At 45.8% G+C, this 13,503-nt stretch carries 11 protein-coding genes; 6 read left to right on the top strand and 5 right to left on the bottom strand.

The window, feature by feature from the left end:
• The first annotated feature begins 94 nt into the window (after positions 1 to 94).
• The 5 genes from oppB to R7Z78_RS05290 are packed head-to-tail and all read left to right on the top strand — an operon-like array spanning position 95 to position 5,749.
• Entirely contained in the window at positions 95 to 1,015 is a 921-nt protein-coding gene (gene oppB, locus R7Z78_RS05310; RefSeq protein WP_005377838.1) for an oligopeptide ABC transporter permease OppB, read from the top strand.
• A 9-nt stretch (positions 1,016 to 1,024) separates the two neighbouring features.
• Positions 1,025 to 1,957 carry an ABC transporter permease subunit gene (locus R7Z78_RS05305; RefSeq protein ID WP_005377839.1) on the top strand — a complete coding sequence of 311 codons (933 nt, stop codon included), beginning with the start codon at positions 1,025 to 1,027 and terminating at the stop codon, positions 1,955 to 1,957.
• Between the two features lie 10 nt (positions 1,958 to 1,967).
• A complete protein-coding gene (locus R7Z78_RS05300) occupies positions 1,968 to 2,951 on the top strand; it encodes an ABC transporter ATP-binding protein (protein WP_017633964.1) in 984 nt (327 codons plus the stop codon).
• Between the two features lie 9 nt (positions 2,952 to 2,960).
• Positions 2,961 to 3,953, top strand: coding sequence for an ABC transporter ATP-binding protein (locus R7Z78_RS05295; RefSeq protein WP_017633963.1), 993 nt, complete (start codon positions 2,961 to 2,963; stop codon positions 3,951 to 3,953).
• Positions 3,953 to 5,749, top strand: coding sequence for an aminopeptidase P family protein (locus tag R7Z78_RS05290; protein ID WP_017633962.1), 1,797 nt, complete (start codon positions 3,953 to 3,955; stop codon positions 5,747 to 5,749). The genes R7Z78_RS05295 and R7Z78_RS05290 overlap by 1 nt, the downstream gene beginning before the upstream one ends.
• Positions 5,750 to 5,909: 160 nt before the next feature.
• On the opposite strand, the gene R7Z78_RS05285 is transcribed toward R7Z78_RS05290, so the two are convergent.
• Positions 5,910 to 8,354, bottom strand: coding sequence for a collagenase (locus R7Z78_RS05285; protein WP_104975269.1), 2,445 nt, complete (start codon positions 8,352 to 8,354; stop codon positions 5,910 to 5,912).
• 302 nt (positions 8,355 to 8,656) lie between these two features.
• On the opposite strand from R7Z78_RS05285, the gene R7Z78_RS05280 reads away from it, so the two are divergent.
• On the top strand, positions 8,657 to 9,091 hold the full coding sequence (locus R7Z78_RS05280; RefSeq protein WP_042521922.1) for a hypothetical protein: 435 nt from the start codon (positions 8,657 to 8,659) through the stop codon (positions 9,089 to 9,091).
• A gap of 120 nt (positions 9,092 to 9,211) precedes the next feature.
• Here R7Z78_RS05280 and R7Z78_RS05275 read toward each other — a convergent pair whose 3' ends face one another.
• The 4 genes from R7Z78_RS05275 to R7Z78_RS05260 form a co-directional block, all read right to left on the bottom strand.
• Positions 9,212 to 10,060 (bottom strand): ABC transporter permease, encoded by an 849-nt coding sequence (locus tag R7Z78_RS05275; protein WP_104975268.1) that lies wholly within the window; start codon positions 10,058 to 10,060, stop codon positions 9,212 to 9,214.
• Positions 10,061 to 10,062: 2 nt separating this feature from the next.
• Entirely contained in the window at positions 10,063 to 11,343 is a 1,281-nt protein-coding gene (locus R7Z78_RS05270) for an ABC transporter permease (protein WP_047100695.1), read from the bottom strand.
• On the bottom strand, positions 11,340 to 12,461 hold the full coding sequence (locus tag R7Z78_RS05265) for an ABC transporter ATP-binding protein (RefSeq protein ID WP_048626301.1): 1,122 nt from the start codon (positions 12,459 to 12,461) through the stop codon (positions 11,340 to 11,342). Before R7Z78_RS05265 ends, R7Z78_RS05270 begins: the two co-directional genes overlap by 4 nt.
• Before the next feature lie 73 nt (positions 12,462 to 12,534).
• Positions 12,535 to 13,449: a dihydrodipicolinate synthase family protein gene (locus R7Z78_RS05260; protein ID WP_005389756.1), complete on the bottom strand. Its 915-nt coding sequence runs from the start codon at positions 13,447 to 13,449 to the stop codon at positions 12,535 to 12,537.
• Between the last annotated feature and the right edge of the window lie 54 nt (positions 13,450 to 13,503).

The following is a 13,503-nucleotide window of genomic DNA, read 5'->3' as shown; positions in this document are numbered from 1 at the left end:
TCATATCTCTCGGTGGAGAAGGCAACCTGAGCTCAGACCATTTTTTATTCATAACCGTTCGAAGTGATTTCGGATGACCAAAGGATGATGGATCATGATTTGGTACATTGTTAAGCGATTAGCTATCGCTATCCCCACGCTTCTATTCATCGCACTCGTATCATTTTGGCTGATGCACATTGCACCAGGGGGGCCATTTGATATGGAACGGCCTATGCCAGAGGTGGTACGTGCGAATATCGAAGCAAAATTCCATTTGGACCAGCCCTTCCTTACTCAGTTTTGGATTTACATTGGTAATTTCATACAAGGAGATCTCGGTCCGAGCTTCGTTTATCAAGACTTCAGTGTTACACAGCTCGTCGCACAATCATGGCCAGTTTCAGCAGTATTAGGCGTACTCTCCTTTTGTATTTCCGTTCCACTTGGCATGTTGCTTGGCACTATTGCGGCATTGAACCGAAATAGCCGCCTAGATTACGGCCTGATGACACTTTCGATGACTGGAGTTGTAGTTCCGGCTTTCGTGCTTGCTCCAGTTTTAGTCATGATCTTCGCTATTCAGCTCGGCTGGTTCCCTGCTGGTGGTTGGGAAGGAGGAAAGCTGGCTTTTCTTGTTCTTCCCGTGCTCAGCCTAGCGATTGGCTCCATTGCGAGTATTGCACGCGTCATGCGTGGCGCAATGATTGAAACACTCAACCAACCATACATTCGAACGGCAAAGGCCAAAGGTTTGTCCACAACCTACATTTTATTCCATCACGCTTTGCGACCATCCCTGATTCCCGTCGTTGCGATGCTCGGCCCTGCGTTTGTGTCTGTCGTGACAGGCTCGGTAATTATCGACATTTTCTTTGGTACAGGTGGCATGGGACAACACTTTGTGTCTGGGGCTCTCAACCGCGACTACGGCCTAGTAATGGGCATTACTCTGATTGTCGCTTCACTCACTATCTTCTTTAACCTTGTGGTCGACTTGCTATATACGATTATCGACCCTCGTATACGCGTTTAGGAGTCCGGTATGTTAACGATCAAAAAACTGGATACACAAGCTCTTCAAGATCAAGTCGTCGACAATATTGAAGCCGTCGAAGGTCGCAGTCTTTGGCAGGATGCATGGACTCGATTTCGTAAAAACAGAGCCGCGATGACATCAGTGTATGTTTTGGCTTTCATTACCTTATGCATCACTTTCGGCCCCTCTCTTGCCGCTTTTGGCCATGATGAAATTGACTGGGAAGTGCTCATCGATCCATACGAGCTAGGGAAACCTTCACTGAGCAGTGGCCATTACTTTGGTACCGATGATCTCGGGCAAGATGTCTTCGCTCGCACGATGCAAGGTGGCAGGCTCTCTATTTTGGTAGGTTTTGTTGGCGCCTTAGTCGCCGTTGTTATTGGTACGATTTGGGGAAGTATTTCCGGCTATCTTGGCGGCGTTGTCGATAGCGTAATGATGCGCATTATTGAGGTGCTCGATTCGGTGCCATTTATGTTTATGGTTATCCTGTTTGTTACCCTTTTTGGCAACAACATCTACCTGATTTTTATCGTGATCGGAATGGTATCTTGGCTGGGCATTGCCCGTGTTGTACGTGGTGTCACCTTCGGTCTAAAAAAGCGAGAGTTCATCGAAGCCGCACACTCTATTGGGGTTTCTAAATTGACAATTGTCCGACGCCATGTTCTGCCTAATGTGCTTGGGATCGTGATGGTTTATTCCTCCTTAATGGTACCAGGATTCATTATGTTCGAATCGTTTTTGAGCTTCTTAGGGCTTGGTGTTCAACCACCAGACACGAGCTGGGGAATCCTAATTTCCGAAGGCGCAAAAACGATTGACGTTGCATTGTGGATGCTGCTTTTTCCCTCTCTGTTTTTAGTTGCCACCCTCTTTTGTTTTAACTTCATCGGAGATGGCTTGCGTGATGCTCTTGACCCGAAAGACCGATAAGGACAAACCCATGCTATCTATTGAAAACATGAACGTGCGCTTCGATACGCCAGATGGGCAAGTGCAAGCGGTCAGTAATCTCTCCTACTCGATTAAAGCGGGCGAAACTCTTGGGATTGTTGGGGAATCAGGTTCGGGAAAAAGCCAGTCTGTTTTCGCATTAATGGGGTTAACCGCGGATAACGGCGCCGTGTCTGGAAGCGCAATGTTCCACGGTGATGATTTACTCGCGATGTCTAAAAAGCAGCTCAACCGCATCCGTGCAGAGAAAATCGGAATGATCTTTCAAGATCCGATGACGTCACTCAACCCATTTATGAAAATTGGCAAACAGCTTTGTGAAGTTCTCATGATTCATAAAGGAATGACCCGAAAACAAGCAAAAATTGAATCGATTCACATGTTGGATGCGGTGCGTATTCCCTCTCCCGAAACTAGGATGAATCAATACCCTCACGAATTATCTGGCGGAATGCGTCAGCGAATCATGATAGCGATGGCCTTGTTGTGTAAGCCCGAGTTGTTAATTGCAGACGAACCAACCACCGCGTTAGATGTAACCGTTCAAGCTCAAATTTTGACGCTATTACGAGACTTACAACAAGAGTTCAATACGGCTATTTTACTGATCACTCACGATATGGGCGTCGTCGCCGAGATGTGTGATCGCGTATTGGTCATGTATGGTGGTCAAAAAATGGAGCAATCAGATACCGAGACATTGTTCGCTCAACCTGCGCACCCCTACACTCAAGGCCTGCTAAAGGCGATTCCTTCCATCACTGAAGATATGCCGCGTTTACCAACCATCCCAGGTAACCCACCAAGTGCGTTGATTAACCATCAAGGGTGTCCGTTTAAAGAGCGGTGCGAGCATCGAGAGACGCGTTGCCAATACAAAACCCCACGGTTTTCTCCATTAAACACGAGCCAGTCCATTGCCTGTCACGTTAAAGCACCCAGTGTTATCACTCCCATTCAAATAAAAGCTTAAGGAGGCGTTATGAATAAAAAAGAAGTCCTCATGTCTGCTCGTGATTTAAACGTCCACTTTCCTGTTTCACGTCATCTTATTCCAAGTCGACGTAAAATCGTGAAAGCGGTCAATGGTATCGACTTAGATGTTTACCGAGGTGAGACACTTGGCATTGTGGGGGAATCAGGCTGCGGAAAATCAACACTTGCTCGCGCCTTACTTCGCTTAATTGAACCTACACATGGCGAGTTGACTTGGAAAGGTCAAGACATGCTCGGGTTTAGTAAAAAAGAGCTTTCCTCTCGACGCAGAGAATTTCAGATGGTGTTTCAAGACCCATCCGCTTGTTTGAATCCGAGGTTAACCATCTCAGAATGCATCGCCGAACCACTGCTCACCCACGAGCCAAAGCTTAAACGGGCAGAGGTAGAAAAGCGTGTCATCGCTATGATGGATAAAGTGGGTCTCTTGGCGAGCCAGCGAAACCGCTATCCACATGAATTTTCCGGAGGTCAATGCCAGCGTGTGGGCATTGCCAGAGCATTAATTCTCAATCCAGATTTGGTCGTGTGTGATGAACCCGTTAGTGCACTAGATGTCTCCATACAAGCTCAGGTCATCAATCTTCTAGATGATCTTAAACAAGAAATGGGGTTAACACTGGTGATGATTGCGCATGACTTAAGCGTGGTGCGCCATATCAGCGACCGCGTTATGGTGATGTATCTTGGTAAACCTATGGAAGTAGGACGTTACGATCAAGTATTTGATGATGCTCAACACCCCTACACCAAAGCACTGTTATCTGCTGTCCCGATAGCTAATCCGCAATTAGCACGTGACCGTGAAATACAACTATTGCCCGGCGATCTTCCTTCTCCACTTAACCCACCGAGCGGTTGCGTTTTTCGTACTCGATGCCCAGAAGCAACAGAAGTATGCGGGCAACAGAACCCAATAAAAACAGGCTCGGAGCAGCATCATATCTATTGCTCAAATATGACTTTAGGAACCATTTAATGAACAATACTAACTCAGTAAACCAACGCCTTACGTTATTGCGTGAGGCAATGTCCTTTCACAACGTGTCTGCATATATCGTGACCAACAATGACCCACATAACAGTGAATACTCAGCGGATCATTGGTTAGCGCGAAGCTGGATTTCAGGTTTTACCGGCTCAGCAGGCGATGTCGTCATTACCCAACAAGGTGGTGGCCTGTGGACTGATGGTCGTTACTATATTCAAGCTGAAGAACAGTTACACGGCACAGGACTTGAACTGTTTAAAGCCAAACAACCAGAAACGCCGACAGTTGCCAAATGGCTGGCTACCACGCTACCAGAAAACAGTATTATCGCGGTTGACGGGCGCGCCATCAGTTACGCTTTTTATCAAGGCCTCAAACAAACCTTTGAAGCGAAAAACATTAAGATCATTCTCGACCTGGATTTACTCACACCGATTTGGCTTGAAAGACCACCTCGCCCAAGTGCACCCGTATTCGAGCACCCCACCGCTTTTGCTGGCGTTGACACTGAAAATAAGTTAGCGAGAATCCGTTCTTGGTTAACCGAGAACCAAGTAGATAGCTTATTAGTGTCAACGCTAGATGATGTCATGTGGACAATGAATATTCGAGGTGGTGATACGAATTACTGCCCAGTTTCTGAAGCCTATCTAGTCGTAGAGCAATCACTTGCGACACTGTTTATTGATAAAGCCAAACTGCCTCAAGACGTTGAAAGAGCGCTGACCGATCAGAGTGTACACATTCGCCATTACAACTACGTAAGTCAGTATTTGAATCAGCAATGTGAGGGATTATCGCTCGCTTTTAACCCGACCCACACAGACAGCTTATTGGTGAGTTCGATTGAAGGGAATGTGAATCTAAAGCCAATGGCTTGCCCTGTAACGGCAATGAAGGCCATAAAAAATGCGACCGAGCTAACTAGCCTAGAACAGGCATTAACAGATGATGGTGTGGCAATCGTAAGGTTTATGAACTGGCTCGAAGAGCAAGTTCCAAGCGGACTCGTTACAGAATTGTCTGCTGAGGCACAACTGAATCACTATCGCCGTCAAACCCGACATTATGTGAGTGACAGTTTCCGCACTATCGCAGGCTTCGCAGCTCACGGGGCAAAAATGCATTATGCCGCCGATGAAGAAAGCAATGCGGCAGTCAATGAAAGCAACTTCTTTCTCGTCGATTCTGGTGGCCAATACCTTGGCGGGACAACAGACATCACCCGTACTTTCCACTTCGGGTCACCGACCATTAAGCAGCGCAAAGATTATACCTTGGTGCTCAAAGCGGTCATCCGACTGACTCAGACTCGATTCATGAAAGGCTCTACGGGTGCCAATCTTGATATCATGGCGCGTGGCGTCTTATGGCAACATGGTATTGATTACAAGTGCGGCACTGGACACGGCGTGGGCATTTGCTTGAATGTTCACGAAGGCCCACAAAATTTCTCGCAAAGCCACCACGAGGTTGAACTAAAACCGGGTATGGTCATTACTAATGAGCCAGGCGTTTATCGCGAAGGTGAGTACGGGGTAAGAATAGAGAACATTCTTAAAGTTGTAGAAGTAGAACAAAATGAGTTCGGCACGTTTTACGGTTTTGAGACCATCACTCTTGCTCCAATTGCGACCAACGCCCTTGATTTATCAATGCTAGATCAAGCAGAGCTAGACTGGCTCAATCATTACCATTCACGAGTCTATCAAGCACTTAGCCCTTTTCTTGATACGCAAGATAAAAACTGGCTTCAACGCACAACCCAACTTATTGAGAAATAGGATATCAGCAAGCTTTATAACGTTTTCATTTTCATCTCAAACTCCTTGTTTGCCAGCCTTCGGGCTGGTTTTTTTATAGAGATAACGGCGTGAAAAACAAAAACGCCCCGCAATGTTAGCGAGGCGATCAATTAAATTAAAATGATGCAGTTAAAATGCCCTACTGACGACACTTCTGAGCATCAAAATCAACGACGATGGCGGCATTCTCAAAGTCACCAGAGACTTTAACGTAGCCCCAGTAGTTACTCTGATTTGACAACGTAATACACTCTCCATTACCAATATTATCTGACCACCCGTGAAGATTAGCACCATCCGGCCAACCAGAGTTACTGTATTCAAGCTTTAGGTTGCCCATACCGTTCCCCGTCGTTATCGCCAGATTTGAGCTCTCATTCACCGCTGGCACGCTCAGCCAAATGGTTTGTTGATTTGCCAAGCAAACAGGCTCTCCTGCTGTTAGGCGCCCACCGCTTACTTTACTTTGCACCGCGCAGTCTTGTGGCAATGTGTCATTACCGCCCAACGTTGAGATAACAACACTATGAGTGGCGGTTGCCGTCAAGCCTTCACTGTCTGTCACACTTAGACTGACCGAATACTCCCCTTCACTCCCATATTGGTGCGTCGGCTTGGTTTGTGTACTTGTCGAGCCATCACCGAAGTCCCATAAGACGCTGACGATCTTCCCGTTTGGGTCTGTACTGTTTTCACTGCTAAATGTAATGCTTTCACCGACTTTCCCCTTGTTGTTTGCGGTTATGACTGCATTAGGTGCACCATTTGAGACAAGGGCTTGCTGCCACTGCTCAAACTCACTTTGATATAAATTCGCCCATTGGGTGATCGTTGCTTTGTAATTGCTCCAATTCCCTTGGCGTGTTTCCACCAGCATTTGGTTTACGTCATCTTTATGATTTTCAAACATAAAACGTACAGCTAAGTACCCCCAACGATAAATTCGATCGACATCAAACCCATCATAAGTAGTCTCGAAAATCTCACTTAAGGTATATGTCGAGCCGTCTAAAATCGTCTCAAGTGCTGCTTGGTTGTCATTTTCTTGAGCGACATACTCTGCAATGCCTTCACTCCACCACACTATTTTTTCAGTTGGATGACTAAACCCTCCATAGAGATCAAATCGACCATCTAAGTAATGCACGTATTCGTGCTCTAAGTTCCAGACAAAGTGATCCGCGTTCGCATAAGAGGCTTCATAAGCAATAAAGTTGGGAATATTCCCCGGCTGGGAAGGATCGCCTTCCAAGTACATACCGCCATTGTCAGTACTAATATCGAAAATTGGCCCTGCGTACTTACCATAATCGGTGCTTGAATCGAAGATATTGACTTGGAGCTGAGTATTGTGGTCATCTTTTACTGGCTGTTCACCAGTTTCTAATGACTGATGAAAGTAACCCTCTTCGTAACCCATTTTAGAACATGCGGCCGCGTGTTGCTCTTGCGTCATATTCTGAGACAAAATTCGGATTGTCGGGCTACAAGTATAAGTTTGCGATAGCACTAAGCCTTTTAGCTCAGTTTCGAAATTACAAATTCCGAACTCACTACAATCTGCGTAATATGAGGCGGTGTCCGCCGCCGCAAGCCAAACTGCGTCACCCCGACCATACATTTCATACTGTTCAAAGATTCGACTCAGCTGACTCTTCACAACAGAACTCGCGTTACCCGTATACTTGGTCAGACGCCCGAGCTCTCGCCCCGCATTCGCGGCCATAAACTCATCTTCAGCACCGATTGATGACGCCCTTAGAGCGAAATCGCCTAAAGCTTTGGCAAGGTCTGTTTGGTTACCAATTACTTGCACAAATTGCTCGTTCCACTGCCCACCAAACAAAATAGTGAAAACACCATTAACCGCATTGCGCATATACCAGTGCTGGGCGTATTGATCATTCCAACGAGTAAGCCACTGGGTCACTTGTGGTAAGTACGCGTGCTGCAAGCCCGCACTATCCATAGTGATGATGACTTCACTAAGCACTTTGCCGTGACGATCGCTGTTCTCGTAGAAGTTTGCGTTGTTAACAAACGCATCCACTGATTCTTTCACCGCTGGGGTAACCCATTCAATAAATGAGATGTTGTCATTGTAAAACTCGGCGTAATAACCCGCGCGCAAGTATAAGAAAAACGTTTCGAGTTCATCGCTCCCGCCACCTGTATACCCCTTCGCCAATGTCGTAGTGCGCTTCGCAATGTTGTACATATGATCGGAGCTAAATACCGACTCCTGAATCCGACTTTCAGCAGAGAATAACTGGTTCACGCACGTCGCGCCCTGACTTAAAATTTCGCTGATCAATTGGTTACTGCTTTCGGTAACCAATGCTTCCAAATCACAAGCAGTGCTCGACTCATCAAGGCTTTCAAGTGACTGTACTCGAGTTGCCTTGGAGGGCTGAATAGGGAGAGTTGCGGTTGGTTGGTATTCAACTCGATTGGATTCAACACCGTGTGTATGAGCCGAATGTGCATGTTGCTCTGTAACTTGAGAAACTGGCTCGCTTAACGCAAATACGCCAGTGCTGGTTAATGTTGTCGCAATCGCGACACTCAAAGTCTTCAGTTCCATCTAATTTCTTCTATATTGAGTTTTCCTTAAATGCATTACGTCTTTTGCATCGCCACTGCCCTTATTACTGCAAGAGCATCTCCATATAATCTACTCGCAAGACAAGATGAAACATTTTGTTAACAACTGAACGTGACGGTGTCAGTTTTTGGTACTCGAGTTGCCGTTGCACGAGCTTGCCAGAAATCGATTTGCTTTAGTAATATTGATCAACTAGTTGTTTATCTTTCCATTCAAATATCTTTTATTGCTCCTCACAAAAGCGATAAAATGGTTTCTTTTCTTTTTGCTAAACAACTCCTATGACCGACGCTGATATTGAGCTACAACATCTTTGGTTAGAAGTCCAAGCCGAACGCTGGCAAAACCTGCCACGCTTTTTATTCAGTTACTACTGCTACAAGCACAACCTTGTCAGTAAAACCAACAAAGTTTGTTGGGAGACGGCACGTGCAAGACTGCCCGCTTCAACATCAATAAAAGAGCGAAAAAAGGCGGTGGTTGAACCGTTAGTCTCTGAGGAAACCGTCGTTGGGTTATTGAAATCCATCAGCAAAGATGGGGAAATGACGTTTAACGTGATGGTAACCACACTTAATGCGTTTTTGCACTATGTTGTGATTAGCAAGGAAGAGAAAGCCCGACTTAAACCAAACATGCCAGCTAGTTGGTATCAGCGATCAAACAAGTCGCCTTTGGCACGTTTCGAGCAGGCTGGCATTAATCTACAGGAGTGACATGTCAGTCATCGCTGATGATAAACACAAAAGACAAGCGCCTACAATGAGGCGCATTTGGTCAAAAATTGAGGAGCACCTAAACAAAAGTGCGTAGCGAGCAACAAAGAAAAAGTTTGGTTATTCTTGAATGCCTCGAATGCGTACATTACGCCTACGTAGAACTTCTAAAGTCACGAGCAAACACACCGACATAAAAATCAGCAACGTAGCGACCGCCAATATAGTCGGACTGATTTGCTCTCGAATTCCTGACCACATCTGCCTAGGAACGGTTTTTTGTTCTGCCCCAGTCAGGAATAACGCCACCACAACCTCGTCGAACGAAGTGCCAAAAGCAAACAAGCCGCCAGAAATCATCCCCGGACGAATCAGAGGAAAGGTAATGTGTCTGAAAGTATAAACAGGGTTTGCTCCTAAGCTAGCCGCCGCTTTTACCAAGCTATGGTCAAAGCCGCTTAACGTCGCAGTAACGGTAATGACGACAAAAGGCGTACCTAACGCAGCGTGTGCCAAAATGACGCCTAAATAAGTTTGTGATAAGCCAAGGCGTGTGTAGAAAAAGTACATCGCAGCAGCAGAGATAATGACTGGTACGATCATGGGCGAGATCAACAGCGCCATAATCGTATTGCGAAAAGGCAAGTTACTACTTGCTAAACCCAACGCCGCCAGAGTTCCCAGCCCTGTTGCAACGAGTGTCGCCATAAAAGCAATGAACGTGCTATTTTTCAGCGCCAACAGCCACTGATCACTAGTAAACATTTCTTGATACCAGCGAGTAGAATACGCTGCAGAGTCAAGGTTTAACATCCCCTCGGTAAAAGTAAAGTAAGGCGTTGCATTAAACGATAACGGGATGATGGTCAGAATTGGAGCGATTAAAAAGAACAGCACCCCCCCACAAAAAGCTAAGTAACCTGCGTAAGCAACTCGCTCTACTTTTGATGCATAGTTTGGTAATGCCATGGTTATCCCCCAACCTTAAGGTTGTTAATGCCAACCACACGGTTGAACATATAAAACAGAACCAGTACAACGAACAAAAGCAGTCCACCCAATGCGCCAGCCATCCCCCAGTTCAGTGATGTCTGCATATGATAGGCAATCATATTGGAGATCATCTGTCCGCTTCTTCCACCAACCAAAGCGGGCGTAATGTAGAAGCCAATAGAAAGAATGAAAGTAAGCAAGGCCCCCGCACCTATCCCCGGTAACGTAAGCGGCATATAAACTTTGATGAACGCAATGAAAGGCGTCGCGCCTAGAGAACGAGCGGCACGGAAATAAGTTGGGCTAATTCCTTTCATTACGCTATACAGAGGCAGGATCATAAACGGCAACAGAATGTGAACCATAGACACCACCGTTCCGAAGGTATTGTGAATCATCTGAATTCGCTCAGAAGTAAAACCCGACCAAATAAGGAGATCATTAATGACCCCTTGGTTTTGCAGCAGAACAATCCAAGACGTGGTTCTGACTAACAATGATGTCCAAAATGGCAGCAGCACAATAATTAAAAGTAAGTTCGCGCGCTTATCAGGTAAATTGGCAAGCAGGTAAGCAACGGGGTACGCCATCACCAAACAAATTAAGGTGATTGAAATAGACATCCAAAAAGTTTTAAAGAAAAGGTCGACGTATATTTGGCGTTTTTCTGGTTGGGGCTCAATGTCTCCAAACTCATTCACTTGCAAGTCTAGCGCTGCAAGATAGTGACTGAATGTTAATGCGCCACTAAGATTCTTAAACGCCGCCCAATATTTAGGATTAGTCCATCGCTTATCCAGCTTAGCCAACTGTGTCACCGAGCTCGGCAGCGACGTCAAACGAGACAACTTTCTGCCGGTTTTCATGAGTAAACTGCGCATACCAGACTCTTCAATATTCATCCGGTTGGCTATTTTCGGCAGCTCTTTGCTTTGATAAAGCGCAAGTACTTCAACAGAGAATGCCTCAATGACTTCTTGATGAGGCTGACCTTGATAATCCCAACTTTCTAAGGCTTGAATAGTTTGTGGTAGTGACAGGGATATTTCTCGGTTATCCACGCTTCGATAAAGCATGTCGAGGATAGGAAAAGCAAACGTAAGCAGAATAAAACACACCAATGGCGTTGTGAGCATAATGGAGCGAAGCTTTTTTCGGCGCTCGGCCTTTTGCAACTGCGCTTTCAGATTGGTTTCTTGCTCATGAACTTGGCGTTCGATTTCCAATACAGAATCTAATGCGGTTAGCTCTCGACTCATGCTGCTACCTCGCTACTTTGAGTTTGTGTCCCATCAAGAGCATGGCAATCGTCACTTTGCCAACCAATACGACAAATTGAACCAGGCGTTAACTGCAAGTGTTTACGATTATCGTTAGGTACTTTAACGATGAAGTGACCAACGCTCTCTACTTCGACGACCAGACGATAATGATCACCGTGATAAATCAATTCTCGTAGGACGCCCGAGACTTGGTTCTCGCAAGACGCTTTCTCTGGTTGAATAACAATCTTTTCTGGTCGAATGGAAAGTGTTGTTCTCTGCCCTTGCTCAGAGACTCTGACAGGTTTCGCAGTAAATAACTCTTTCCCAACGAGCACTTGGCAATACTTTCCGTTCCACTCTTTGACTAAACCTGAGAGTTGGTTGTTTTCTCCGATAAACTGCGCAACAAACGTATTACTCGGAGATTCATAAAGCTCGGTTGGTGTCGCGAGTTGTTGCACTTCGCCGTGATTAAAAACCGCAATACGGTCGGACATAGTGAGAGCTTCGTCTTGATCGTGCGTCACATACAAAATGGTAATGCCAAGCTTTTCATGCAAATGTTTAATTTCCATCTGCATTTGCTCACGCAGCTGCTTATCTAACGCGCCTAGTGGTTCATCCATCAACACGAGTTTAGGCTCAAACACTAATGCTCGCGCTAACGCAACACGCTGTTGTTGACCACCTGATAACTGCTTCGGGTATCGAGTCGCAACATGCTCAAGCTCGACCATTTCTAATACACTCTGAACTTTGCTTTGAATCGTGTCACTGTCGAGTTTTCGCACCTTTAAAGGAAACGCAAGATTCTCAGCAATGGTCATATGTGGAAACAACGCATAGTTTTGAAACACCATACCGATATCGCGCTTGTGCGGCGCGAGATGATTAACAGGAACGCCATCAATATAAATGTCTCCACCGGTCGCAGTTTCAAAGCCTGCTAGCATCATCAAGCAAGTGGTCTTGCCCGATCCTGACGGCCCCAACATAGTAACAAACTCTCCGGGAGCAATATCTAAGTTGAAGTCTTTCACCACCAAATTCGTGCCATCGTAGGTTTTCTTAACGTGTTGAAAGCTGACATAGTCCTTGTTTTCCGTGCTCATGACTTCCCTCTTCTCATTTTTTGAATATTACGAATGAGTAGAGCGTCAGTTAACGCTCTACTAAACAGCACAATTACAGATTGTATTTGGATAGGTCTAAGCGGGTTTCTAACGCGTGTTCAACCATTTGAATGACTTGTTGACGCTCTTCACCTTGTAAGAGTTGGCGTGGCGCACGAACTTGTTCAGAGCCACGTCCGCAGACTTGCTCGGCCAATTTTATGCACTGAACCAGCGTAGGAATGGTGTCTAAACGCAGTAGGGGTAAGAACCAACGGTAGATCTCTAACGCTTCAGCATAACGACCTTGGCTTGCCAGTTTATAAATCGCAACGGACTCTTCTGGGAATGCGTTGGTTAAACCAGAAATCCAGCCGGTCGCACCTAACATCAATGATTCAAGAGCGATGTCATCAACACCACTGAACACGGTAAAGCGGTCATCAAATTTATTGTAAAGCTCGGTGATACGACGAGTATCAGTGGTCGACTCTTTGATAGCTACAATACTTTCAAACTCAGCCAGTTTCGCCATGATATCGAGGTTTACATCGACACCATAAGCAACCGGGTTGTTATAAATCATGATTGGCATCTCTGGCGTTGCTTTTGCTAGCGTGCGGTAATATTCGAACGTTTCGCTCTCAGACGTGCGGTAAACCATGGCAGGCATCACCATACAACCATCGATACCAATTTTGTACGCATCCTGCATGTAATCAACAGCTGCTGTGGTAATAGACTCTGCTGTACCAGCAATCAAAGGCACACGGCCATTTACGACTTCTTTTGCCGCTTGCAAGACCTGGCGTTTCTCCTCCGGGTACAACGCACAGTTCTCACCGACAGTACCCAAGCAGATAATGCCATTCACACCATCTTTAATTTGGTTATCTATAACAGTTTGCGTTGCGTCTAAGTCGATTGACTGATCTTGACGAAATTGCGTACTGACCGCCGGATAAACACCTTTCCAATCAATTTTCATGAACTACTTTCCTTATATGTATATTGTATGCAATTTAAATGAACGAGCGAAAAT

This window comes from Vibrio sp. 1167 (assembly GCF_033340375.1).
Lineage (GTDB): Bacteria > Pseudomonadota > Gammaproteobacteria > Enterobacterales > Vibrionaceae > Vibrio > Vibrio alginolyticus.
Note: the sequence above shows the minus strand (reverse complement) of the source record. Positions and strands in the feature narration are given on the sequence as shown.